General features: G+C 62.6%; 22 protein-coding genes, 2 tRNA genes and 2 pseudogenes. 20 read left to right on the forward strand and 6 right to left on the reverse strand.

The features are described from left to right. Positions 1-13 precede the first annotated feature (13 nt). Together CXY70_RS05970 and CXY70_RS05975 are read left to right on the forward strand one after the other, a co-directional pair. Positions 14-889: a site-specific DNA-methyltransferase gene (locus tag CXY70_RS05970; RefSeq protein ID WP_104191463.1), complete on the forward strand. Its 876-nt coding sequence runs from the start codon at positions 14-16 to the stop codon at positions 887-889. A gap of 10 nt (positions 890-899) precedes the next feature. Continuing rightward, a complete protein-coding gene (locus CXY70_RS05975; protein WP_104191464.1) occupies positions 900-1,823 on the forward strand; it encodes an LLM class F420-dependent oxidoreductase in 924 nt (307 codons plus the stop codon). Positions 1,824-1,855: 32 nt separating this feature from the next. Here CXY70_RS05975 and CXY70_RS05980 read toward each other — a convergent pair whose 3' ends face one another. Continuing rightward, positions 1,856-3,271 carry a GH1 family beta-glucosidase gene (locus CXY70_RS05980; protein ID WP_104191465.1) on the reverse strand — a complete coding sequence of 472 codons (1,416 nt, stop codon included), beginning with the start codon at positions 3,269-3,271 and terminating at the stop codon, positions 1,856-1,858. Positions 3,272-3,457: 186 nt separating this feature from the next. Here CXY70_RS05980 and CXY70_RS17755 point away from each other — a divergent pair, with 186 nt between their 5' ends. Beyond that, entirely contained in the window at positions 3,458-3,595 is a 138-nt protein-coding gene (locus tag CXY70_RS17755) for a hypothetical protein (RefSeq protein WP_158250922.1), read from the forward strand. A 45-nt stretch (positions 3,596-3,640) separates the two neighbouring features. Beyond that, positions 3,641-4,336, forward strand: a complete 696-nt coding sequence (locus tag CXY70_RS05985) for an amidase domain-containing protein (RefSeq protein WP_158250923.1) — start codon at positions 3,641-3,643, stop codon at positions 4,334-4,336. On the opposite strand, the gene pgm is transcribed toward CXY70_RS05985, so the two are convergent. After that, positions 4,333-5,949 carry a phosphoglucomutase (alpha-D-glucose-1,6-bisphosphate-dependent) gene (gene pgm / locus CXY70_RS05990; protein WP_104191467.1) on the reverse strand — a complete coding sequence of 539 codons (1,617 nt, stop codon included), beginning with the start codon at positions 5,947-5,949 and terminating at the stop codon, positions 4,333-4,335. The genes CXY70_RS05985 and pgm overlap by 4 nt on opposite strands. Positions 5,950-5,984: 35 nt before the next feature. Here pgm and pheA point away from each other — a divergent pair, with 35 nt between their 5' ends. Then, on the forward strand, positions 5,985-6,953 hold the full coding sequence (pheA, locus tag CXY70_RS05995; RefSeq protein ID WP_104191468.1) for a prephenate dehydratase: 969 nt from the start codon (positions 5,985-5,987) through the stop codon (positions 6,951-6,953). Next, positions 6,950-7,441, forward strand: a complete 492-nt coding sequence (locus CXY70_RS06000; protein WP_104191469.1) for a hypothetical protein — start codon at positions 6,950-6,952, stop codon at positions 7,439-7,441. The genes pheA and CXY70_RS06000 overlap by 4 nt, the downstream gene beginning before the upstream one ends. 17 nt (positions 7,442-7,458) lie before the next feature. Here CXY70_RS06000 and CXY70_RS06005 read toward each other — a convergent pair whose 3' ends face one another. Beyond that, positions 7,459-8,442 carry a diacylglycerol kinase family protein gene (locus tag CXY70_RS06005; RefSeq protein ID WP_104191470.1) on the reverse strand — a complete coding sequence of 328 codons (984 nt, stop codon included), beginning with the start codon at positions 8,440-8,442 and terminating at the stop codon, positions 7,459-7,461. Between the two features lie 63 nt (positions 8,443-8,505). On the opposite strand from CXY70_RS06005, the gene serS reads away from it, so the two are divergent. The 5 genes from serS (at position 8,506) to CXY70_RS06030 (ending at position 12,358) form a co-directional block, all read left to right on the forward strand. Further along, positions 8,506-9,786: a serine--tRNA ligase gene (serS, locus tag CXY70_RS06010; RefSeq protein WP_104191471.1), complete on the forward strand. Its 1,281-nt coding sequence runs from the start codon at positions 8,506-8,508 to the stop codon at positions 9,784-9,786. Further along, complete coding sequence (locus CXY70_RS06015; RefSeq protein WP_104191472.1) at positions 9,783-10,598, forward strand: HAD family hydrolase; 816 nt, start codon at positions 9,783-9,785, stop codon at positions 10,596-10,598. The genes serS and CXY70_RS06015 overlap by 4 nt, the downstream gene beginning before the upstream one ends. Before the next feature lie 121 nt (positions 10,599-10,719). After that, positions 10,720-10,804: transfer RNA gene (locus CXY70_RS06020), tRNA-Ser, on the forward strand. Between the two features lie 85 nt (positions 10,805-10,889). Next, on the forward strand, positions 10,890-12,176 hold the full coding sequence (locus tag CXY70_RS06025) for an LCP family protein (protein ID WP_104191473.1): 1,287 nt from the start codon (positions 10,890-10,892) through the stop codon (positions 12,174-12,176). Positions 12,177-12,267: 91 nt separating this feature from the next. Next, positions 12,268-12,358: transfer RNA gene (locus CXY70_RS06030), tRNA-Ser, on the forward strand. Positions 12,359-12,589: 231 nt separating this feature from the next. Here CXY70_RS06030 and CXY70_RS06035 read toward each other — a convergent pair. Beyond that, the gene (locus CXY70_RS06035) at positions 12,590-13,504 is read right to left on the reverse strand and encodes a hypothetical protein (protein WP_104191474.1); all 915 of its coding nucleotides are present in this window, start codon (positions 13,502-13,504) and stop codon (positions 12,590-12,592) included. Between the two features lie 443 nt (positions 13,505-13,947). Here CXY70_RS06035 and CXY70_RS06040 point away from each other — a divergent pair, with 443 nt between their 5' ends. From CXY70_RS06040 to CXY70_RS06045, 3 genes are all read left to right on the forward strand, one after another. After that, positions 13,948-14,175 carry a hypothetical protein gene (locus tag CXY70_RS06040; protein ID WP_104191475.1) on the forward strand — a complete coding sequence of 76 codons (228 nt, stop codon included), beginning with the start codon at positions 13,948-13,950 and terminating at the stop codon, positions 14,173-14,175. Between the two features lie 139 nt (positions 14,176-14,314). Continuing rightward, the gene (locus tag CXY70_RS17530; RefSeq protein WP_146066073.1) at positions 14,315-14,848 is read left to right on the forward strand and encodes a hypothetical protein; all 534 of its coding nucleotides are present in this window, start codon (positions 14,315-14,317) and stop codon (positions 14,846-14,848) included. 3 nt (positions 14,849-14,851) lie between these two features. Continuing rightward, positions 14,852-15,658, forward strand: coding sequence for a hypothetical protein (locus CXY70_RS06045; protein ID WP_104191476.1), 807 nt, complete (start codon positions 14,852-14,854; stop codon positions 15,656-15,658). Between the two features lie 717 nt (positions 15,659-16,375). Here the strand turns inward: CXY70_RS06045 and CXY70_RS18640 are convergent. Together CXY70_RS18640 and CXY70_RS18645 are read right to left on the reverse strand one after the other, a co-directional pair. Then, positions 16,376-16,885 (reverse strand): transposase, encoded by a 510-nt coding sequence (locus CXY70_RS18640; RefSeq protein ID WP_369852012.1) that lies wholly within the window; start codon positions 16,883-16,885, stop codon positions 16,376-16,378. 71 nt (positions 16,886-16,956) lie between these two features. After that, a pseudogene (locus CXY70_RS18645) lies at positions 16,957-17,591 on the reverse strand (transposase); the annotation flags it as partial. A 71-nt stretch (positions 17,592-17,662) separates the two neighbouring features. Between CXY70_RS18645 and CXY70_RS06060 the strand changes: the two are divergent. The 6 genes and pseudogenes from CXY70_RS06060 to CXY70_RS06085 all read left to right on the forward strand — a co-directional run bounded on the left by CXY70_RS06060 (position 17,663) and on the right by CXY70_RS06085 (position 24,479). Beyond that, positions 17,663-18,059 (forward strand): annotated as a pseudogene (locus tag CXY70_RS06060) (DUF417 family protein). Positions 18,060-19,026: 967 nt separating this feature from the next. After that, the gene (locus CXY70_RS06065) at positions 19,027-20,121 is read left to right on the forward strand and encodes an S-(hydroxymethyl)mycothiol dehydrogenase (RefSeq protein ID WP_104191478.1); all 1,095 of its coding nucleotides are present in this window, start codon (positions 19,027-19,029) and stop codon (positions 20,119-20,121) included. Further along, positions 20,121-20,774, forward strand: a complete 654-nt coding sequence (locus CXY70_RS06070) for an MBL fold metallo-hydrolase (protein WP_104191479.1) — start codon at positions 20,121-20,123, stop codon at positions 20,772-20,774. Before CXY70_RS06065 ends, CXY70_RS06070 begins: the two co-directional genes overlap by 1 nt. A 54-nt stretch (positions 20,775-20,828) precedes the next feature. After that, the gene (locus CXY70_RS06075; RefSeq protein WP_104191480.1) at positions 20,829-21,488 is read left to right on the forward strand and encodes a TetR/AcrR family transcriptional regulator; all 660 of its coding nucleotides are present in this window, start codon (positions 20,829-20,831) and stop codon (positions 21,486-21,488) included. Between the two features lie 5 nt (positions 21,489-21,493). Then, on the forward strand, positions 21,494-24,007 hold the full coding sequence (locus CXY70_RS06080; RefSeq protein WP_104191481.1) for an MMPL family transporter: 2,514 nt from the start codon (positions 21,494-21,496) through the stop codon (positions 24,005-24,007). Positions 24,008-24,146: 139 nt separating this feature from the next. Then, a complete protein-coding gene (locus CXY70_RS06085; RefSeq protein ID WP_104191482.1) occupies positions 24,147-24,479 on the forward strand; it encodes a DUF2249 domain-containing protein in 333 nt (110 codons plus the stop codon). Positions 24,480-24,482 lie beyond the last annotated feature (3 nt).

Below are 24,482 nucleotides of genomic sequence, written 5' to 3' on the forward strand. Positions count from 1 at the left end.
AAAGAATGGACATATGCCAAACGCGTGGACACCGACCAGCCCGAGCCGTGTCATCCACGCCAACAACCTCGACGTGCTGCCGGGCCTGCCTGATGGCGCCTTCACCCTGATCTACCTCGACCCGCCATTCAACACCGGCCGGTCGCAGAAACGGCAGAGCACCACCTCCGTACGGTCGGTCTTCACCGACGGCTCGCACGCGGCCGGCACGATCACGGGATTCAAAGGTCAGCGTTATGAGCGAATCAAGGGTGACCTGCTCGGTTACGACGATCAGTTCGAAGACTATTGGGCTTTTCTGGAGCCGCGTCTGATCGAGGCCTGGCGCCTGCTGGCCGACGACGGCACGCTCTACCTGCACCTCGACTACCGCGAAGCGCACTATGCCAAGGTGTTGCTCGACGCCCTGTTTGGCCGGGAATGTTTTCTCAACGAGCTCATCTGGGCCTACGACTACGGTGCGAAATCCAAGAACAAATGGCCCACCAAACACGACACAATTCTGGTCTATGTGAAGAATCCGGCCCGGTATTACTTCGACTCCACTACCGTCGACCGCGAGCCGTACATGGCGCCGGGCCTCGTCACGCCCGAAAAAGTGGCCAAGGGAAAACTGCCGACGGATGTCTGGTGGCACACGATCGTCTCGCCCACCGGCAAGGAGAAGACCGGCTACCCCACGCAGAAACCCATTGGAATTCTGCGCCGCATCATCCAGGCCTCCAGCCGCGAGGGTGACTGGGTGCTCGACTTCTTCGCCGGCAGCGGCACCACCGGTGCGGTCGCGGCCGCGCTCGACCGACGATTCGTGCTCATCGACCAGAACCGGGAGGCCCTCGATGTGATGCGCGCCCGATTCGCGCCGGTGCCGGGCGTCGACTTTCTATAGAGGAGAACTTATGAAATTCCGCATTTTCACCGAGCCCCAGCAGGGTGCGACCTACGACGACATCCTGGCCGTCGCCCAGGCCACCGAGCGGCTCGGCTTCGACGCCTTCTTCCGCAGTGACCACTACCAGGCCATGGGTGATGGTGACGGCCTGCCCGGCCCGACGGATGCCTGGACCACCCTGGCCGGGCTGGCGCGCGAGACGAAGCGCATCCGCTTGGGTACCCTCGTCTCGTCGGTGACCTATCGACCGCCGGGCATTCTCGCTATCCAGGTGGCGCAGGTCGACCAGATGTCGGGCGGCCGGGTGGAACTCGGCCTCGGCACCGGCTGGTTCGAGCAGGAGCACCTCGCCTATGGCATTCCGTTTCCGGCCAAGCGATTCGGCATGCTCGAGGAGCAGCTCGAGGTGGTCACGGGTCTCTGGAACACGCCGGTCGGGCAGCGCTACGACTTTGCCGGCGAGCACTACACCTTGGTCGATTCCCCGGCGCTGCCGAAGCCGGTGCAGGCGCGGGTGCCGGTGATCGTTGGTGGCGGCGGCGCCAAGCGCACCCCCAAACTTGCCGCCCGGTTCGCGACCGAGTTCAATCTGCCCTTTCCCGACTTCGCCGACATCGCGGCAAAGTTCGACGGCGTGCGGGCGGCTTGCGAGGCCATCGGCCGTAACCCGGCCGAGCTGACCTATTCGGCCGCATTGATCGCCGTCGGTGGCCACGACGAGGCCGCGTTCACACGCCGGGCTGCCGCGGTCGGCCGCGAGCCGGGCGAGCTTCGCGAACATGGCTTGGCCGGCACCGCCTCCGAGATCGCCGACCGGCTCGGCACCCTTGCCGACTCCGGTGTCGAGTGCGTTTACCTGCAGATCATGGATCTCTACGACCTCGACCACCTCTCCTGGCTCGCCACCGAGGTGGTTCCGCAGCTGCGTTAGCCCGCTGGCAGCATGCGCTCGCCTGAGGCCACTCACCCCGCGTGTGCCGCCCGTAAATGCTCGGCAAACATGCGTCCACTGTCTTTCACCGTGCGCTCGAGGGTGTCGTAGTCAACCCGTATGATTCCGAAGCGCTTCTCGTAGCCATAGGACCACTCGAAGTTGTCGAGCAGCGACCAGACGAAGTACCCGCGCACGTCGGCGCCGGCCGCGATGGCCTCACCCACCTTGTTGATATGCGCCACGATGTACTCCGTGCGTTCGGCGTCGTGCACGGCGCCATCGGCGCTCACCACGTCGTCGTAGGCGGCGCCGTTCTCGGTGACATAGAGCGGCGGGAGCCGGTCGTACTCCGTGCCGAGCCGCACGAGCAGGAGGCGCAGTCCGTCGGGGTTGACCTCCCATTCCATGGCGGTGCGCGGCAGTCCGCGGCTGGGAAAGATGATGTATTCGGATCCGATCCACGGCGACCCGGCCGAACGCGCAGCGCCGCCGGCGTGAGAGTCGCCAGCAGAGGCATCCACATGCCCGCTCACGAGGTCGTCGTGGTAGTGGTTGACGCCGAGAAAATCGAGCGGGGCGGCGATGATCTCCAGGTCGTCCGAGTGGATGACCTCGGCGAGTCCGAACGGCTCCAGGTCGCGCAGGGTGTCCTCGGGGTAGGCACCACGCAGCAGCGGGTCGAGAAAGATGCGATTCGCGAGCGAATCGAGCCGCCGGGCCGCCTCCTCGTCGGCCGGGTCGGTGGCATCGCGCGGCACAGCATTGGTGAGGTTGAGCGTGATCCCGAGGTTCTGGGCGCCCGCTGAGCGCAGCGCATTGACCGCGAGCCCGTGCGCGAGGTGCTGGTGGTGCACAGCAGCGATCGCCGCCCGGCCGTCCTGGTGGCCCGGGGCGTGCACGCCCGATCCATAGCCGAGCAGCGATGAGCAGAACGGTTCGTTGAAGGTTGTCCAGTGGGTGACCCGATCTCCGAGGGCGGAGTAGACATCCGTTGCGTAGTCGACGAAACGGTAGGCCGTATCGCGGTTGGCCCAGCCACCCTTCTCCTCTAGGGCCTGCGGCAGGTCCCAGTGATACAGGGTGAGCCAGGGCAGAATACCGGCGCCGAGCAGTTCGTCGACCAGTCGGGAATAGAAGTCGAGCCCCTCCTGGTTCACGGCGCGGTCGCCCGGGCGCACCCGCGCCCAGCTGGTGGAAAAACGGTAGGAGTCGAGGCCGAGGGAGGCCATGAGCGCCACGTCGGCAGGCATCCGGTGGTAATGATCCACGGCGGTCTCGAGGTCGTCACCGCCTGCGATGGTGCCCGGAACCCGCGCGAACGCGTCCCAGATTGAGTCTTCTTTGCCGCCGGCGTGGCCGGCACCCTCGATCTGCGCGGCGGCCGTCGCCGACCCCCAGAGAAATCCGTGCGGCCAGGTGAACGGTGTGGGTTCGGTCTGCGACATGCCGTCACGCTATCCTGCCGTGCAGCATTGAATCAACGTTTTGACTGTGAAACCCGCGTGCCTCAGTGCGGACATCCGGTCGACAATGGCCTGCAATCGCGTGGAACCGAAGTTTGTGCAAGAAATCTCCGCAATTGTGCACGCGGCATCCAGAACTCTGATATTCGTCGCGGCTAAGCTCGAATCATGCTGCAGAACAACGAACCCACGGAGGCCGACCAGCGCCGTCTCCGCCGCCGGTTTTTGATCGGCGTCATCATCGTCGGAGTGCTCATCGCCCTCGCGGCGATCGGGCTCTACCTCAGTGCCGCCTTCAATGCTTAGGCAGTCCACCGTTTACAGAAAAATCGAAGTGAGTACACAGTGCAGTTGACCCGGTGGCAGCTACTCGGCCTCACGTCGGCCGCCGGAGCCGTGCTGGCAGTCGGCGCGACCGCGCTCGTCGTGCAGGCCCTCGAGGGTTCCGCCGACCCTGCTAAGACTGTGCAGCCAACGGATGCCGCCGCAACGGATCAACCGGCTCGCCCCACCCCCACCGAGTCTGCCGCTGCGGCGCCGGTCGCGGCAGCACCGGTGGTGAGCGCCGCCGTCACGGCCCAGGTGGACTATCTCCTTGCGCACTGGAGCGTCGAAAACTACAACTTGGCAGAGTGGGGAGTGCTCGGCGAGAATGACTGCGTCAACTTTGCCAGCCAGGCCATGATCGCCCGCGGCTGGACCATGGACGCTGTCTGGTCTAGTGCGAAGAACGGCAACGCGTACGACTCGACAGTGGCCTGGCGCAGCTCCACCGCCTTCATGAAGTACATTGCGCAGACCGGCAAAGCCACCGCGTTGACCGATCAGCAGCGTGACCAGGTCAAGGTCGGTGATATCGCGCAATTCGATTGGGACAACACCGGCGATCGCGACCACACCGGCATTGTCACCAAGGTCGAAAAGGTCGGCGACACTGTTTCGATCTTCTTTGCCGGGCACACCTTGGATTCCGACTATCGCTCGGTCGACACGGCAATCACTGTGGATCACCCGGGGGGAACGGCCTACTACTGGAGTGTGCCCTAGGCGATCGCGGCGTCGACGATGGCTTTGGCCTCCAGTTGGACCTGAGCCAGGTGCTCATATCCGAGGAAAGACTCGGCGTAGATCTTGTAGACATCTTCGGTGCCGCTCGGCCGGGCCGCGAACCAGGCATTCTCGGTCGTCACCTTGACGCCACCGATGGCAGCGCCGTTGCCGGGAGCGACGCTGAAGGCGCCGGTGATCTTCTCGCCGGCCAATTCGGTGGCCGCGATCATCGAGCCGTCGAGTTTTGCCAAGGCGGCCTTCTGCGCGGGCGTGGCCGCGGCATCCACTCGGGCATAGGAAGGAGCGCCGAAGTGCTCGGCGAGCTCGGCATAGCGCTGCGAGGGGGTCTTGCCGGTCACCGCGAGAATCTCGGAGGCGAGCAGGGCCAGCAGAATGCCGTCCTTATCGGTGGTCCAGACGGTGCCGTCGAAACGCACGAAGCTCGCTCCGGCGCTCTCTTCGCCGCCGAAAGCCACCGAACCGTCGATGAGGCCCGGAACGAACCACTTGAAGCCAACCGGCACCTCCCACAGGTCGCGGCCGAGAAAGCCGGTCACCCGGTCGATCATCGTCGATGAGACGAGGGTTTTACCGACCGCGGCGTCGGGCTTCCAGCCTTCGCGGTGGCTGTAGAGGTAGTCGATGGCGACGGCCAGAAAATGGTTCGGGTTCATCAGGCCACCGTCGGGTGTGACGATGCCGTGCCGGTCGGCGTCGGCGTCGTTGCCGGTGAGAATGTCGTACTCATCCTTGTGCGCGACAACGGATGCCATGACAGACGCACTCGAGGGATCCATCCGGATCTTCTCATCCCAGTCCAGGGTCATGAAACGCCAGGTTGGGTCGACCTTTGGGTTGACCACGACGAGGTCGATTTCGTAGCGGTCGCGGATGGCGCCCCAGTAGCCCACGCTCGCGCCGCCGAGTGGGTCGGCCCCGATGCGGATTCCGCTGGTGCGGATGGCCTGCATGTCGATGATGTTCTCGAGGTCGTTCACGTAGTTGCCACGAAAATCGTAGGTTTCCAGGGCGCTGGGTTCGCTCATCAGCACGCCGGCCAGACCATTAGCGATGAGCTCGTTGGCTCGGTTGGCGATCCACGAGGTGGCATCGCTGTCGGCCGGACCGCCGTGCGGTGGGTTGTACTTGAAGCCGCCGTCCATCGGTGGGTTGTGGCTCGGGGTGACCACAATGCCGTCGGCCAGGTCGCCGTGCTCGGCGCGGTTGTAGGCCAAAATCGCGTGCGACAGGGACGGGGTGGGCACGTAGTCGTCGAACTCGTCAACGAGCGCGCGCACGCCGTTGGCGACGAGCACTTCGAGGGCGGTCGTATAGGCCGGGCCGCTTAGGGCGTGCGGGTCAGTGCCGATGAAGAGCGGGCCGGTGATGCCCTGACCGGCGCGATATTCCACGATGGCTTGCGTTGTGGCGCTGATGTGATTCTCGTTGAACGCGGTGTTCAGTGAACTGCCGCGATGTCCGGAGGTGCCGAAGACTACCCGCTGGGCCGGCACCGTGACATCCGGCTTCAGGTCGTAATAGGCCTTGACCAGCCCATCAACGTCGATCAGGTCAGATTCCAGGGCTCGAGTGCCCGCACGTTCGCTCATGAGCACAGTCTGGCATCCCCAGTAGGCTGTCAGCCATGCCCGACTCGCCGAATCCGCCCCAGACCAAAGCGCCGACACAGACTTACAGCTATCTCGGCCCGGCCGGCACCTTTACCGAAGCTGCTCTCGCTCAGGTGCCAGGCGCTCGCGGCCAGATCTGGCGTCCGGTCAACAATGTGAGCGAGGCCTTCGCCGACGTCGTGAGCGGCCGCAGCCTGGCAGCAATGATCGCCATCGAGAATTCGGTCGACGGCGGTGTGACGGCCACGCAGGATGCCCTCGCGAGCGTGCCGAATTTGCGCATCATCGGCGAATACCTCGTACCGGTGAACTTCGTGCTGGTCGCCCGCCCCGGCACGACCCTGGGCGACGTGCGCGTCATCAACGCGCATCCGGTCGCCTATGGGCAGTGCCGCAACTGGCTTGAGCGCGCCCTGCCGAGCCACGGTCACATCCCAGCGTCGAGCAACGTCGCCGCCGCCTCTGCCCTTTTAGACAATGATCAAGCGGATGCCGCGATCGCCCCGCCTGGCATTGACAAGCACCACGACCTCGTGGTTCTGGCGTCAGAGATCGGTGACAACCCGAACGCGGTGACCCGGTTCGTGCTGGTGGGCCGCACCGCTGAACTCACCGCTCCGACCGGAGCAGACAAGACCAGCCTCATCATCGAGCTGCCGAGTGACCGCTCCGGCGCCCTGCTCGACATGCTCGAACAGTTCGCCACCCGCGGCGTGAACCTCAGCCTCATCCAGTCTCGGCCGATCGGGGATTCCCTCGGCCGCTACCGCTTCGTCGTCGACGCCGACGGTCATATTCTTGATGAGCGCGTGGCTGACGCCCTGCTCGGACTTCGTCGCTTCAGCCCGAAGGTGATTTTTCTCGGATCCTATCCGCGCGCGGACCAGCGCAAGATCGAGTTCACCTCCCGCTACGACGACGGCATCTTCATCGAGGCTCGCGACTGGTTGCGCGGCCTGATCGCGGGGGAGCCCACCAAATGACCGCGCCGCGCTTTGACCCCAAGCACGATGCCCGCTATCAGCGCGGCTACGAGCCCGGTGAGTCGGCGGATGCCGATAGCGCGGCGATGACCGAGCTGTTCGCGCCCACCTCTTCCACCGAGCCAGAAGCATCCGTCGGTACAGACGGGCGCAACTCGGGCGCGATCCCTGTGCCTGCAGACGGTGCAGTCGACGACGACGAGCCCCTCGACCATTTCGAGCCGCATAATCCGTTCATCATTGCCCTGTGGATTATGGGGCCAGCCCTCATTATCGCTGGGATTACCCTGCAGGCGCGCACGATCACTTCCACCTATTTCAGCTCGGGCTTCGCGGGATCCTCGAGTCCGGAGATGCCGATGGAGATGGTGATGCAGCAGTTGATCTACACTGTCGCGCCCGCCATGATCTCCACGGGTTTGGTCACCATCGTGGGCCTGCTGTTCTTCCACGCCCTGCGGTGGCGTTCCCGATCGTCGCGCCGATAGCCGCTCAGCTATCTGACTCAGGCCGACACGCGCACAATGAGCGCGCCGGCATCGGCGTGCAAACGTACCTTCTGCACCAGGCCGTACTCATCGCCGTCGAGTTCGAAATCCTGCGCGTGCTCGAGCGCAATGCGAATATCCGGCCCGCGCAGGGTCGTCATCACTCGCTCATTCGAAGACTCCGTCGCCGCAATCATGCGTCGGCCCACCGCCGAGCGGCGCAATACCCCGTTCTCCCAGGTCACCCGCCGCCAGATGGTCAGCCAGCCGAGCACGCCCTTGGGCTGCAGCACGGCAATGTCCAGAATGCCGTCGTCGAGCCGCGCATCGGGCAGAAACTGCAGGTTGCCCGGCAGCAGCCCGCAGTTGGCAACGAGAATGGCGCTCACCTGCGCCGGCCGGTCGACGCGTCCGGCAACGCTGTAGCGGATGCGAAACGGCCGCGCTTTCGGAAGCGCTCGCGCTACCCCGTGGATGTAGGCGAGCCAGCCCACTTGCCTCTTGAGATCGTCGCGGGTATTGGCGATCATCTGTGCGTCGAGGCCGAGCCCGGCCATGACCAGGAAGACGTGTTCCTCCACCGCGCCGGCTTTGGTGGTCAGGAAAGCGACGCCGAGGTCGATGGGCTTGTCCACACCGCCGAACGCGATCGACGCTGCGGCGTCGATGTTACCTAGTGGCAGCAGTAGGTTGCGGGCGAGCAGATTGCCGGTACCCGATGGCACGATGCCCATCGGTACGCCCGATTCACGAAGCGCCTCTGCGACGGCCCGCACCGTGCCGTCGCCGCCGGCCGAGACGACCATGGCAGCGTCGGCATCGAGGGCCCGTTTCGTGGCTGCCTGACCGACATCGTCGATGGTCGTTTCAAACCATTGCGTCGAACCCCAGCCGGCCGACCGTTCCGCTGCGCCCACGCTCGCCCGCAACCTGGCGAGGTCGACCTTGACCGGGTTGTAGACGACGGCGGCGTGCTGGGCCAGGTTCTCGGAGGCGCTCACGAGATTTAGGCTACTGGGTTGGCCTCGAGATTGCCCGACGGAAGGCGCTTGTAGACTGGCCGGGTGATTGATCCGGTGCTGTTACGCGAAAACCCTGACCTCTTCAAGCGTTCGCAGGAGGCTCGCGGCGACTCCGTTGAGGCGGTCGATGCCGCGCTTGCCGCCGACGCGGAACGGCGATCGACCATCACGGCGTTCGAAGACCTGCGCGCCGCGCAGAATCTGTTTGGCAAGCGGGTAGCTTCGGCACCTGGCGCTGAGAAGAAGGCGCTCGTCGCCGAAGCGCAAATTCTCGCCGCCGAGGTGAAAGCCGCCGGAGTCACTGCCGGCGATGCCGATGCCCGTTTCACCACGGTCGTTAGAACCATCGCAAACCCCATCATCGACGGAGTTCCGGCCGGCGCCGAAGAAAACTTCGCGACTCTACGCACCCACGGCGACGCCCCGGTGTTCGACTTTGAGCCGCGCGACCACCTCGAGCTCGGCGAACTGCTCGGCGCTATAGACATGGCCCGCGGCGCCAAGGTGTCCGGAACCCGCTTCTACTTCTTGAAGGGCATCGGCGCCCGTCTCGAGATCGCCCTCATGAACATGGCGCTGGACCGGGCGCTCGAAGCCGGCTTCGTGCCGCTAATCACGCCGACCCTGGTGCGTCCAGAGATCATGGACGGCACCGGCTTTCTCGGCGAACACAATGACGAGGTCTACTATCTGCCGGCCGACGACCTCTATCTCACCGGCACGAGCGAGGTCGCGCTCGCCGGGTACCACAAAGATGAGATCCTCGACCTCTCCGAAGAGCCCTTGCGTTACGCCGGCTGGTCCACCTGCTATCGCCGTGAGGCCGGCTCGGGTGGAAAAGACACCCGCGGCATCATTCGCGTACACCAGTTCAACAAGCTTGAAATGTTCACCTACGTGCTGCCCGAGAACGCCGAAGCCGAGCACGATCGCCTCGTCGCGCTGCAGGAGGGCATGCTGCAGTCGCTCGGCCTCAGTTACCGGGTGATCGACGTCGCTGCCGGTGACCTCGGCTCGAGCGCCGCGCGCAAGTTCGACATCGAGGCCTGGGTGCCCACCCAGAACGCATACCGCGAGCTCACCAGCACGAGCAACTGCACCACCTACCAGGCGCGCCGGCTGGACATCCGCTATCGAACCGATACGGGTAAGACCGCGCCCGTCGCCACCCTGAACGGCACGCTGGCGACCACCCGCTGGCTCGTCGCCATGCTCGAAACGCATCAGCAAGCGGATGGTTCGGTGCTCATTCCAAGCGCGCTGCGGCCCTACCTCGGTGGCCTCGAGGTGCTCACGCCGATTCCCGCGAAGGGAACAAAGTGACTACGGTATCAACGACCGAGCGGTGGCTCGTCGCCCTCGACATCGACGGGACCACGATGCACGAAGACGGCTCGATCAGTCAGGCCGTGATCGACGAGGTCACCCGGCTTGCCGCTGCTGGACACGAGGTCATGCTGGCCACTGGGCGTTCCGCCGCAGCAGCACTGCCGGTGCTCGACCGACTCGGCATCTCACCGCGCTACGTGGTCTGCTCCAACGGCGCCATCACGATGCACCGTGACGCTTCGGCGCCCTTGGGCTACCGCCGGGAATGGGTCGAAACCTTCAACCCGAGCGATGTGCTCACCTCGATTCGCGCGCACCTCGGGTCGGCACGGTTCGCCGTCGAAGACGAGCACGGCTTCTACCGCTATACCGAGCCGATTCCCGATGCCACTATCGGTATGGATAGTGAACGGGTCGATTTCGAGGAGCTTCTGAAGCACCAGGCAACCCGCGTGGTCGTCATCTCACCCGACCACGACATGGAAGATTTTCTCCAGGTGGTCGAACGCATGGGCCTGAACCGGGTCAGCTACGCCATCGGGTGGACCGCCTGGCTCGACATCGCGCCAGACGGCGTCAATAAGTCCACGGCGATGGAGCGGGTGCGGGTGTCCGTTGGTGTTCCCCGCGACCGGGTAATGGCCGTCGGCGACGGTCGCAACGACATCGACATGCTGCAATGGGCCGCCGAATTCGGTCGCGGTGTAGCCATGGGGGAGTCGCCCGATGACGTTCTTGCCGCCGCGTCGGAGGTCACCGGCAACGTGACAGCCGACGGCCTCGCCACGGTCTTGCGCACGCTTTGAGCGGCATGCAGCCGTTTATCAGCCGGCTCTGTCAGCCTGAGCAGTCTGCCATCGGCTAGAATCGGGCCAGTTCGCCCAATTGTTTCCGCGTTGCATTTTTGGCGCGGGGCACGGGTAACCAGGAGGGCTGTCCGAGCGGCCGATGGAGCCAGTCTTGAAAACTGGTGGGCAGAAATGTCTCGTGGGTTCGAATCCCACGCCCTCCGCAGCACCTGTGAAATGCACAACGACCGGCGGACAGAGACTGTCGCCTCAGGCCGGCCCAGCCAGCAACCCGATGAGAGGACATGAGTGAGCGACCAGCTTCGCCCCCGCTCGAACGGTGCACAGAACCTCAAAACCGTTGCACGTCACGGTCGACTGAAGAAGTCGAATGCTGCCGTTACGGTCGCGAAGTTTCTTGCCGGCAGCCTGGCTGTCGTTCTGGTCAGCGGCTTCTCCGTAGCCGCCATCGCCACCTACGACGTCGCAGTGAGCGTGCAGCCCAGCGTGCACCTCGCCAATGAGAGCAACGGCCCGGTCCCATCGATCGGCGCTATTGACGGCGGCGTGAACATGCTCATAGTCGGCAGTGACAGCCGTGTTGGGCAGGACGCAGCTTTTGGTCCGGAGGACTCGACTGGTGACCTCAATGACGTGACGATGTTGCTGCACATCTCTGAAGACCACAGTAACGCTTCGGTCATTAGCTTTCCCCGCGACCTGTACGTCCCCATCCCCTCCTGCCCCGACCCCGAGGGCGGCTCGTTCCCCGCGATGAGCAGCCAAAAAATCAACACCACGCTCACCTATGGTGGCCTCGCCTGCACGGTGCTAACGGTCGAGAAGCTCACCGGCCTGTCCATTCCGTTTGCGGCCGAAGCGCAGTTCAGTGGTGTCATGGCCATGTCCTCCGCCGTCGGCGGCGTGCCGGTCTGCGTGGCGGAGCGCATCGAAGACGAATACACCGGAATAATGCTCAACCCGGGTGAGCACATGCTCGAGGGCTATGACGCGTTGCAATTTCTGCGCACCCGCCATGGCCTCGGCGATGGCAGCGACCTGACCCGAATCAATAACCAACAGCTGTTCATGTCATCGCTCGTGCGCACGATCCAGAGCGCAGACACCCTCTCCGACCCCGCCAAGGTGTATGGCCTGGCCAAAGCGGTCGTGGGTAACATGCGTTTGTCCGACAGCCTCAACAGCGTCACCACCCTCGCATCCATCGCCATCGCGCTCAAGGACATCGATCTCAATCAGGTCGTCTTCGCCCAGGTGCCCACCGGTAGCGTGGCGGGCGGGGTCAAGGCCAGTCAACCGGCTTTCAACGACCTGTTCGAGGCGGTCGCTGCCGATGAGCCGCTGGCCCTGAGTGGAACCACCGGCAGCGGCACCGTGGCCGATCCGAACGCTCCCGTCGAAGCGGCTCCAGCCCCGGCCGCGACCACTGATCCTTCCGTGGCAGCCGATCCGGCGGTCACCGAGGCGCCCGTGGCCACGGAAGCGCCCGGTGCTGTCCTGTCGAAGTCGGTGACCGGTCAGACGGCCGGTGACTACACCTGCACGAACGGTCGTCTGCTGAGCGAGCAAGGCTAGCCGGGCTCGAGCATTCATTCTTTTCATGGTCAGAGCGGACGCTTGCAGTACGGCTAAGATAGGGGAGTGTGTTTGCGCGAGCAGATGCCAAGGAGACGTCGCATAGTTCGGCTTAGTGCACCACCCTGCTAAGGTGGAGTACCCTTTACGGGGTACCGTGGGTTCAAATCCCACCGTCTCCGCAGCGAGGAGTTTACGTAATTCCGGCGTTTAGTTTACGAAATTCCTGCGGCAACAGAAAACCGGCGATCGCATCGCCGGTTTTCTGCGTTAAGGCGCCGTTTTCGAGAGTGTTAGCCCCAAGAAACGCTGTGATCGGCGCGCGGTCGGCGGTTAAACACCGCTTCGCCCTGTTTTTGGCAGGGCGAAGCGACTTTTAATGCAGGCAAAGGAATTGTTGACGACCGGGCGGCCTAGCTGGGTGGTGGTGACGGCGCCGTGTCGGCGGGTGACGTCGCCGCCGTGATTTCAGCGCTGGAATAGTACGTGCTCGCGAAGGACTTGTTCTTCGAGGTGAGGGGCACTCGGGCGAGCTCGCTCTGAATGAACGTCAAAATCTTCCGGATATTGGCCGAGACGAGCGCGAGTGTCACGGCCAGCGATGCGAAGGTGTTGCCGCGGGCTCGCCGTTTCATGGGGGAGGCGATGTCTTCGGTCGCGGAGTCCTTGATGAATGCGTTCTGCGATTCGACGGTGTTGCGCAGTGCGTAGAAACCCTTCCACACTGGACTTTTGTGGGGGTAGGTCTGCCCGTACTTCAGGGCTTTGTCCTTGGCGGGGTCTTTCCCGGCGGGTATCACGACGGTCTTCTTGCGGATGGGCTCGATGAGTTCACCGGTCTTGTGGTCGAACGCTAAACCGTCGTAGTTCTTAGGGTCAGGGTAGAGGTACTGGCGTGAGCCGTCGGGCCGGCGCTTGCCCTTGGGCTTGGCGCGGTACTTTTCACGTTCGGCGATTCGCTGGTCTCGCAGCTCTTTGGCCTGACGAACGGGTTTTGAATCGCTGGAGAGGATGGCGTCGTCTTCGGGTGTTTCCTCGTCGACGGGCACGCCGGTGTCGGCTGCCTTGCGGTCCTTTCGGTACAGGTCGAGGGCGTGAATCAGGTCCTGGGGCATGTAGTTCACGTACCACTGGCCGCCGACTTGGATGAGGTCCTCGTAGAAGGTTGTCTGGCCGTGTTCGTCTTTGTCGTAGTCGAAGACCGGCTTGGCGCCAATTTCGGCCAGCGTGGCCTGCAGGGTGTCGGCTGTGCTGCGGGGCAGGTATGCGCGGTCCGCCATGAAGTGCAGGATGGGGAAGCCGGCGGCGAGAATCGCCAACCCACTCACCAGCCACCAGCTCCAGGCCGGCGATGACCTGAATCTCCAGGTCGGACTGCGCGGGGGCGCCTCGGTCCCGCCGCCCTGGGCCTGAACGCCGCTCTAGGGCAAGAACCGCCGCGGTCGTCCCGTCGGAGGAACCTTGAACGGCATGCCAGAGGTTCCCGGCCGTCAGGAGGCAATCGCACGAAGCAGGGATGGCAGGTTGATGCTCCGCTACCCCAGAACACATCGCTGCAGGGCCTTCCCATAACGGGCTGATATGTCTGTAATACTCTTTGTTTTCATAGTTGACGGAAGATGATTTTCAGAATATACATTAAGGAGTTGAACCGATACGGCTCGCCTTTCTGTGGACCGACCCGCTTGATTATGAGCGGCCGCAAGTCATCCTGGATTCATAGTGAGAGCGCGTCGACACGATTTCTCCGAGCCCGAAAGACGGAACGCACATGGCTATCAGCCTCACCGATCTCGAACTCTCGACCCTCGACAGCCTCATTACCCCTGTCGACCCCAATGACGACTGGATCGTCACGGACGGCGGTTCGGCTATCCGTTGCGACATAGAGGGTATGAGCGAAGAGCTTGCAGAAGTTCCTGTAGAGCACCGATCGGCACAGACGTTGGAGGTCCTTCGGGCCTACCAAGCGGACGCAAGTGCCGCCCGATCGAAATGACCCGAACTCTGCTTCGTATTCTCAAATCATTAACAGCTGCCTGTTACCAGAATCGGTAAACGATCCCGCCACGAGTTCGTTCGTCAAGTCGCTTCCGTTGCAAACTGTTCGCCGACCGATTCGATCTGAGGAAGATCACATGATGATTGATATTGCAAGCTCCGTATTCGGCGTTATTGGAATCGTTGTTTTCTCTGTCTGGTTTTTACTGACGGTCGCATTTCAGAAAAATAATCGGCTCAGCCGGCTAACTACACGGTTTGACCGGTTCACACTCATACCAAAATGGTCATTTTTTACGCCAGATCCCGGTGCGAGTAACTATCACTTTGTTTATCGCAGTCGCGACGATGAAACAAGCGTCAGCCCATGGTTGGAATTGAATTTATCCCCGAGGGGAATTCTCTTTTCCCTTTGGAACCCGCGAAAACGCTACCGAGAGGGCATGATCGAATTATTTCAGCTGCTGGCGCTTTCCAGTGCCAACTGCTCTGCAGAGCGACTTCAGTTCACTACGCCATACATAATCTTGCTTGACGTTGCGCGCAAGCGACTCGGAGGTTCATTGTCGTCGCAGGCGTTCTACCAGTTTGCTTTGGTTGAAACACGCGGTCCAAGCGGAGCTTCTGTGCCACGCGTTCGTTTTTATTCGCTGACTCACCCGGTGTTATAAGCCATGTTGACAATCGAAAGCGCCGCACGAATCACCGCCGTCATCGTGGGCATAGGAATTCTTCAAGGTTCTTTGCAATTGCTTTTGAGTTTGAAAGAATTCGGCTCGAGCGGGCTGTTTGACTGGAATAGCAGACAGATCCTCGCTAGGTCACCCGGTGCGTCACGTAGATGGATGGTCGGGCACAGCGGCTCAGTGTGGCTACGTATTGTTGTGATTGCTCGAATCGTCTGTTCCATAGCGCTAATCACTCCGTTTCAAAGTAATCTGCTCTACGCCAGTTACGCAACGATCATTTTGCTGTCAAGCCTTTTCCTGGCCTATCAAATCCGCTATGGCAAAGATGGCTCCAATCAAATATCGTTCATCATCCTTGCGGGCTTGGCATTCACCTTCCTGCTCCCAACGTCGAGTCCTTTTCAAGCCGTGGGGTTGTATTTCATCGCGGCGCAGGCTTTGTTGGCATATTTCGCTGCGGGAATATCGAAGATATCCAACGCACAGTGGCGTCAAGGATCAGCGTTGCAAAGCATTCTCAACACCGCTACTTATGGACACTCCACGGCCGCAGCCGTACTTCGTAGACGACCTTGGCTTGGAGGCTTCGTCGGATGGTCAGTTATCGTCGTGGAGATCATTTTTCCCTTAGTCCTTGTGGCTCCCCCTGGAGTGCTGGTAGCGCTGCTTTTTGCCGGGGCCATGCTCCATCTCGGAACAGCCGTGCTGATTGGCCTCGACACTTTCTTTTGGGCCTTCACCGCGACATTTCCGGCGATAATCTTCGTGCACGGGGTTCTCCTCGGCAGATAGAACAGCAGTGAAGTGCTAGGACATTTCATCGCTTTTTTCGGTGAAAAGATTCTTTTGGGCGACCTTCTCACCCCGTAGTGGTTTTCGACCAAGGCGTTCGTGGTGGAGATGTTGTGCGACGCAGATCGCGGTTCCCGTGTTCTCCGTTCTGAGGTCAGCCGGCCGGCTCACACGGGGGCGGCGAGCGGGACATCTTCGAATCATCGTCGTCTACTTGGCTCCCTGCGGTGCCGAGAGGACGATCGTCCCGTATGCCCCGTCCGAGAAAATGCTCGGTGAACGGAGGGCGGATGCAACCGGTCGTCGCAACGACGGGCTCTTCTGGCTCTGACAATAGTGGTTGCATGGCTTGAGCGGGTGTGCTGCCGTCGAGTGTTTTGCTGGGTCGATTGTTGAGTTCGGTAGCGACTTCGAGTAGTCGCTCGGGCGAATGAACGGATAAGTCGGTGCCTGTGGGGAGATACTGGCGCAGCAGCCCGTTGATGTTCTCGTTGGTGCCCCGCTGCTCGGGGAGAGTCTTGATGGCGGCTAACAGCCCACCGCGAATTGTGATCGCGCCGGGTCACCGGGGAGGTGGACCAGCATTGTGAACCGGGTCTGACGCTCCACCAACGTAGCGATCGCCGACCCTCAGTGTGACCCCACGATTAGATCCCCTTCTAATGCCCAGGCACGGCGCGGCCGGTGCGCAAGTGCTGATGCAGATCACCGCGCACGTCACCCCGGCCGCCCCCATAAAGCGCCTGGTAGATCGCCTCCGAGGCTGACTCGCATTTCCTGCCGATCCGGAAACACGGCAGCCAGATGGTCGCTGATCTGTTCCGGACTCCATTTCACGCACAACGTGGTCTGCACCAAGAAGGCCAGTTTCGGATGGTCGAATTTGCTGGCCTTGGGACGACGACCGCGAAGCTCCGACTGCTTCTGCGCCGCATACGGGGCATACCTCGTCCGTGCTCGCGGGCCAGCCTTGGACCCGCCTCGAGCGAGCTCTCTACTGATCGTGGCAGTAGACCGGCCCACCAGGACAGTGATCGCCCGCACGCCGGTACCAGTCACGTGCAAATCCGCAATCCGCAACCGCTCCTCCAAGGACAAGTACCGCCCCAACCGCTCTGCCTCAGGAAGAGGGATCCGCCCACCCGTTGCTTGACGCCAACGCCGTCCAGTTCGTCGATTCACGCCGACAGCATCGCACGCTGCCGTCAGCGTCGAGCCTTGACTCATCAACACCCAAAACCGCGCCTGCTTCTCCACCAACTCATACTTCGACCACACGGACAACACCTCACAAATGGGAGTGTCGCGACGACGTCGGGCAGCCCCTTCAACCCGTCACAGACCAGGAAGAACGTGTCGGTCACCCCACGGTTTTTGATGTCCGTCAACAGACATCCAGAACTTAGCGCCCTCACCGCCGGTGCCGGCCCACAGCCCGAGAATATCCTTGTCGCCATCCAAGGTCACGCCGATAGCCGCGTAGATAGGCCGGTTGGCGACCTGCCCGTCGCGGATCTTCACCACGATCGCATCAATGAAGATAGCCGCGTAAACGGCGTCCAACGGGCGTGACTGCCAGGCTTGCATCTCCTCGATCACCGTGTCGGTGATGCGGGAGATGGTCTCTTTCGATACCTGCGCACCATAGATCTGGTTAAAGTGCGCGCTGATCTCGCCAGTCGTCAGGCCACGAGCACACAACGACAGCGCGCCAGTCCGGCGCACGATTCTTTTCATGGCCGAGGTGATCGGTCATTTCCTCGTTCAGCGCGGCCTCGAGAAATGTTTTCGTGAACTGGCCCAGCAGCCCATTCGGACCGTCCAGGGCCAAGCCCTGCTCCTTAGCCAGGCGTACCCATTCCTTCGCCGCCACCGCTTCACGGGTCGGCTCAGATTTCGTTTGCTTCGTCACAGCATCAAGTGTCGTCATCACGGCACCTTTCCCGCCAGACCTGAGTCCAGCGCGTCAGGCCGGAAATACCGTTTAAAAGACAGTCCGCCCTGGTGACGAACCTCGTTTGGATCGGGACGCTGAAGTTCCAGAAGTATGAGACGGAAAACATCAAGCCCCTGGTCACCTCCAGCCCTTTGTTCTCGTCGGTGGACAAAAAAGTTGGGCGAGAAGAGGACGGCGCAGCTGATCGGAGTCACCGAAATCGCCATAGGCTTCCTGATCGCCGCCGAGCCTTTCGCACCGCGTGCTTCGGCCGTCGGCAGTATGGGTGCCATCGGGATGTTCCTCACGACCCTCAGTTTCATGGCCACGAATCCGGGGATGCGGCAGGAAAACCACGGGACGACCAAGTTGTCCATGGTTGGGCAATTCCTGCTCAAGGACAGCGTGTCTCTCGGGGCGGCGATCCCAACGGCCGCGGAGTCGCTGAAGCACAAGCGTCACTGACAAAGCTGGAGAGAACACTTGCCCGCCCCGCCCTGCCCTGGCCTCGTCATCGAGTCCGCTGTGCCCGGGACTCTCCGGTTAATCGCCGGAGGACCGATCCTTCCCGTTGCACGATGCCGCGTTAACGCCTGATCCGCGGCAGCGGGCCATTTTTGCAGACTTGGTGCTGCCCTATGTCCAATGCCAGGGCTGTCCGCCAAGCCGGCATGCGAACTTGTCACGGCGCCTACTGACCTTGGCCCAGCCATGGGATCAGACTCCCCTCGCCGCCGGCTCTAACCGGCAATAGCCAACGACCTGGGTCATCGAAGGTCTGTTGCCATATCTGAACGCGGACGCACCGCTCGTGACGCTGCAAGGAGTTGCGGCGTTGTCGGTTCCGAGTTCACGGGCCGTGATCGAACGGGCCGGCCCCCTGCTGGCCACCGAGAATATGGAAGCGAAGCTGCGGGAGTTCAGCGCCCAGACCGGTCTGTCAAAAGTGTGCTTCGATGAAATGGTCTCATTTTTCGGTTGGCGTAACGGAAGTCAAGTTATTCGCTGCGCCAAGCTCCTCGAGGTCTCGGGGTCTGGTCAGCTGTCGGTATGTCAGACTCCTCGGCGCACTCCACCGTTCGCTACATGGAGGGCCGGCATCGCTAGGACAGCGACCGATCGGGCACTGAGGTGGAATTAATTCGGCGATGTGATGGAATCGAAACTATTCGTCTCGGCTCCCTTGAGTTCTATGAGTGGCCTGTGGAAATTACGTGAACTGCCCGCAGCCATCCGACCCCTGAATCCCGTGTAAAAAACCGAGACTCAGGGGTTTTTCTGTGCCCCAGAGTCGCCGTCTCGGCAACGTCGGAGAAGATGCCGCGTGGACGACGGCGTCGTGCCGCTGTCAGCACGCCGCTGGCCCTCACCCGCCTCCGATAAGGTGAAAGGCGTCCTCGCCATACCCAGCCCCCTTAATCGGAGGAGCTCCATGCCCACCACAGTCACAGGTGTCATCGCCCGTTCGAAGGGCGCGCCAGTCGAACTGGTCGAAATTGTCATCCCCGATCCCGGCCCAGGTGAAGTCATCGTGGACATCGAAACGTGCGGCGTCTGCCATACCGACTTTCACTATAAGGAGGGCGGCATTAATGACGACTTCCCCTTCCTGCTCGGGCATGAAGCCGCCGGGCGCGTCAGCGTCATCGGCGACGGCGTCACTCACGTCACGGTCGGCGACTTCGTGGTGCTCAACTGGCGCGCCGTCTGCGGCGAATGTCGGGCCTGTAAGCGGGCCGAACCCTGGTACTGCTTCAACACCTTCAACGCCACCCAGAAGATGACCCTCGCCGACGGCACCGAGCTCAGCCCGGCCCTCGGTATCGGCGCTTTCGCCGAGAAGACCCTCGTGCACGCCAGGCAGTGCACCAAGGTGAATCCGGATGCCGACCCCGCGGCCGTCGGACTCCTCGGCTGCGGCATCATGGCTGGCATCGGCGCGGCCATGAACACCGGCAACGTCAGCCGCGGCGACTCGGTCGCCGTGATCGGCTGCGGCGGGGTGGGGGATGCCGCGATTGTAGGATCACGCCTGGCTGGAGCATCCGTCATCATCGCCATCGACCGCGACCCCAAGAAGCTCGACAAGGCCAAACAGCTCGGCGCCACGCACTCCATCGACTCGTCGTACCTGAATGAGGCCGGCGTCGTTGCAGCGGTGCAGGCATTGACCGGCGGATTCGGCGCCAACGTCGTCATCGACGCCGTCGGCCGTCCCGAAACCTGGCGGCAGGCGTTCTACGCCAGGGACCTGGCCGGAACGGTCGTACTGGTCGGCGTGCCAAACCCTGAAATGATGCTCGAAATCCCACTTATCGACGTTTTTGGGCGCGGCGGCTCGCTCAAATCGAGCTGGTATGGCGACTGCCTGCCGGAGCGCGACTTTCCCATGCTGACCGACCTGTACCTGCAGGGACGGCTGCCGCTCGACGAATTCGTCAGCGAGAAGATCGGCATCGGCGAAATCGAGGCGGCATTTGAGAAAATGGCACTCGGCGACGTGCTGCGCTCGGTGGTGGTGCTCTGATGGCCGCACGCATTGACCACCTCGTCACCGTCGGCACCTTCAGCCTCGACGGCGGTACGTGGGATCTCGACAACAACGTCTGGATCGTTGGCGACGACGCCGAATGCGTCGTCATCGATGCTGCCCACGACGCCGACGCGATCCTGAAGGCCGTAGGCGACCGTAAGCTGCTGGCCATTCTGTGCACCCACGGGCACAACGACCACATCGGTGCAGCCGTCGGAGTGAGCGCCGCAACGGGCGCCCCGGTCTGGCTGCACCCAGCCGACACCATGCTCTGGGAGACGGTCTTTCCAGCGGATGCTGCTGCGTCTGTTGCGGCAGGCACGCGCCCGAAGGCGCTGGAGGACGGCCAGCGCATCGCCGTCGCCGGCATCGAGCTCGAGGTGCTGCACACGCCCGGGCACTCGCCAGGATCGGTCTGCTTCTCTGTGCCGGAACTCGGGACGGTGTTCAGCGGCGACACGCTCTTCCACGGTGGGCCGGGCGCGACCGGACGATCGTTCAGCGATTTCCCCACGATCATCGACTCGATCACCACCGCGCTGCTCACGCTGCCGGCTGCCACCGTGGTGCGCACCGGACACGGTCAGTCCACGCTGATCGGCGACGAGGCGAGCCACCGTGAAGAGTGGATCACTCGCGGGCGCTAAGCCTCGATCCAGTTCGTCTTGCACTTTGTGCGTTGTTGCACTTAGTGTAAGCAAGTGATTTTTCTTGATGCCATACCCGATCGCCGTACCGAGCTCAAGGCGCGCTACCGCCAGGCCATTTTGGATGCCGCCGACTCGCTCATTCGCGAGCGGGGCAAACCACAATTCAGCGTCGACGAACTCGCGGAGCGCGCCGACGTCTCCCGGCGTACGGTTTTCAACCACTTCTCATCGCTCGACGATGTGATCATGACCACCTGCACGCGGGTGCTCAGTGCCACCGTCGATGAATTCCGTGCGGCGACGGCATCGACCCCGGTGGGAGACGGTAGTCGCGACGCCCTGTTCGATGAGATCACGACGGCTCTGCGTACCATCGACCTGCCGCCCGTGGTCGCCTATCTCGCCGGCGTGCTCACGGTCGAGGGCGAAGACGGTCGTTCCCGGCACAGCATCGGTGACGTCTTCACCCGCACGACAGAGCAGCTCTCAACGGAGATCGCCGATCGCACGAGCGCGATCGACGAATTCGAGGTTTCCATTCTTGTCAGCTCGGTGATGAATGGCATCGCCATCGTCTCGGCGCACTGGTTGGCTCTTACGGGTGGGACGCTCGACGCACCCTCCCGCGCTGTCTGGCACGAACTGCTCGACCGCCTCATTTTGATCATTCGCATTGGCTATGCACCGGCCAACCACCAAGAAAGCAACTGAGAACTATGGCATCGCTTCTCTATCGACTGGGTCGGTTCTCCGCCCGCCGAGCGTGGCTGGTCATCATTGCCTGGGTGGTTATTCTCGGCCTCGCCGTCGCTGCGTTCGCTGCCTTCGGCGGAACACTCACGTCGTCCGTCAGCATCCCCGGCACCGCCACTCAGAAGGTCAGCGACGAACTCGCGGCGAAGTTCCCGGTGGCCAGCGGCGGGCGAGGCACGGTCTTGTTCACCACGACCGATGACTCCGCCTTCACTGGCGCGCAGAAAACCGCCATCGGCGCCCTGCTCACGCGTACGATCGGTCTCCACAATGTGAAATCGGTGACGAATCCGTTCGATACCCAAGCGCAGATCGATGACCAGGCGCAGCAGGTCGTCGACGGGCGGCAGAAGATCGCCGCTGGAACGGCGCAGATCGATGCGGGTCAGGCGCAGATCGATGCGGCAACGGCCCAGGCCGCGGCTGGACAGGGTCAGCTCGATGCCAGCCGCGCGCAGGCCAAGGCGGCGGGTCAACTCGCTGCTGCTGAGCGGATACTCGATGCACAGCAGGCGCAGATCGACGCGGGCCTGACTGCGATTGCCGATCAACAGACGGCACTCACGGCAAGTCGCACCGAGCTCGAGACGTCGAGCACCACGCTTGAGCAGGGAGCGGATCTGCTCGACCTGGCCGCCGACATCCGTCAAGTCTCGACCGACGAGACGACCGCCGTGGCGAGCATCCAGTTCGACACGTCACTCAACCAGGTACCAGCAGAGTCGAAGGAAGCCGTTGTCGCGGAGATGAACGACTCCGGGATCGACGGCGTCACGGCTGAAGTTTCCAACGACATCGCCTCCAGCATTCCCGAGATCCTCGGCCCGGGAGAGATCGGCGGCGTGATCGTTGCGGCCATCGTGTTGTGGGTCATGCTCGGCACCCTGATCGGTGCGGGACTGCCCTTGTTGAACGCGTTGATCGGCGTGGGTGTTGGCGTGCTCGCTTCACTCGCACTGTCCGGGGCTGTCGAGATGCTCTCCGTCACTCCGGTTCTGGGCGTCATGCTCGGGCTCGCAGTCGGGATCGACTACTCGCTGTTCATCCTCAACCGACATCGCACCCAACTGAGCCACGGCCTGCCTCTGCACGAGTCGATCGGACTGGCCAACGGCACCTCCGGCAACGCGGTCGTGTTCGCGGGCGCTACCGTGCTCATTGCCCTGCTCGCCCTCAACCTCACCGGCATCCCCTTTCTCGGGCTCATGGGCACGGTCGGTGCCGTCTGCGTCTTCGTCGCCATTCTCATTGCAATCACGCTCACGCCGGCGGTGCTGGGCGTGGTTGGCACGAAGATCCTCACGAAGAAGGCCCGCGCTCGGGTCGGCCACTTCAGCAACCAGGCCCGGGTGCCGGTCAAGCCGATGAACACCGTGCGCGCCGTCGTCACGGTGGTCGTGGGCATCGTCGTTCTGCTTGTCGTGGCTATCCCCGCGCTCTCGATGCGCCTCGGACTCCCCGCCGGCTCGTCCGAACCGCTGGGCTCGAGCGCGTACAACGCTTACAAACTTGCCGACGACAAATTCGGGGCGGGCGTGAACGGCCCGCTGCTTGTCGTCGCCGATCTCGAGACCGCCATCACGGATGAGGGCCTGCTCGCCGAACAGGTGCGCATCGGAACGGCGCTCCGTACCGAGAGAGGCGTCGTTGCTGTCGCGCCGATTGGAGTATCCGATGATGACCTGCTTCTCGCTTTCCAGGTCATTCCCGCCGAGGGACCGAACAGCGAATCGACCGAGCAGCTCGTCCGTGACCTCCGAGGAATCGATCTCGACGGTGTCGCATCCCTTGGTGTGGCCGGGAACGCATCCGGAAACATCGATGTGAGCGAAAAACTCGCCGCCGCGCTCCCGCTGTATCTTCTCGTTGTCGTGGGGCTCTCACTGATCATTCTGATCTTCGTGTTCCGATCGATCCTGGTGCCCGTAACCGCAACGCTGGGCTTTGTATTGTCGCTGTTCGCATCCTTCGGGGCTATCACGGCGGTCTTCCAGTGGGGTTGGCTCGGTGCCGTGTTCGGTATCCATGACCCGGGGCCGATCCTAAGCTTCCTGCCTATTCTCGTTGTCGGTGTTCTGTTCGGGCTGGCGATGGACTACCAGCTGTTCCTGGTCAGCGGCATGCGCGAATCGTATGTGCATGGAGCATCGGCGCGCCTTGCCGTGCAGCGCGGGGTGCACGCCGGGCGCACGGTGGTCATCGCCGCCGCGCTCATCATGGCCTCGGTCTTCTCTGGCTTCATTTTCTCGAACTCGGTCATGATCCAGTCAATCGGTTTCGGGCTCGCCGGTGGCGTACTGCTTGATGCATTTGTGGTGCGACTGCTAATCATCCCGGCCGTGATGCATTTGCTCGGTGACGCCGCGTGGTGGCTGCCGAAATGGCTCGATCGCATACTGCCCAACGTTGATGTGGAGGGGGCGTCGCTTGAGCGTTCGCACCCGGTTGCCGAGCGCGTGCCAACGTCGATCGTCTAACCGGTCGCGAGAGTGGTAATGGTGGTTTCGCCAAATGCGACGCATCCATTCACTCGCTCGTAGGAGGGTCGGTGTATTAAACGGAATAGTGTGCTCTAAAATAGAGGTGTTGTTGTTCGCACCGAGCCGAGGAGACACCATGACCGCCGAACCGATCCGTATCACTACCGGGCCGACTGCCCACGAGCACGAGCACGAGCACGAGCCCGCTGCGTCCACGTGTACCTGCGGTCACGACGACGGCGAAACAATCGTTCTCGACAGTCGCACCATCCCGCACGCGATCCGTCACGCCGCGATCTTCGGTGCGTTGGACGCGATTCAGCCCGGAATATCGCTCGACCTCATGGCGTCGCACGACCCGCTGCCGCTTCTGGCCCAGCTCGAACGAAACCACCCGCACACTTTCAGTACCAACTACCTCAAGAGTGGTCCCGATGTGTGGACCCTGCGCCTGACCCGCATTCTGTAGCGG

Origin of the sequence: Cryobacterium sp. Y82 (genome assembly GCF_002929495.1) — a bacterium.
Classification (GTDB): Bacteria; Actinomycetota; Actinomycetes; order Actinomycetales; family Microbacteriaceae; genus Cryobacterium; species Cryobacterium serini.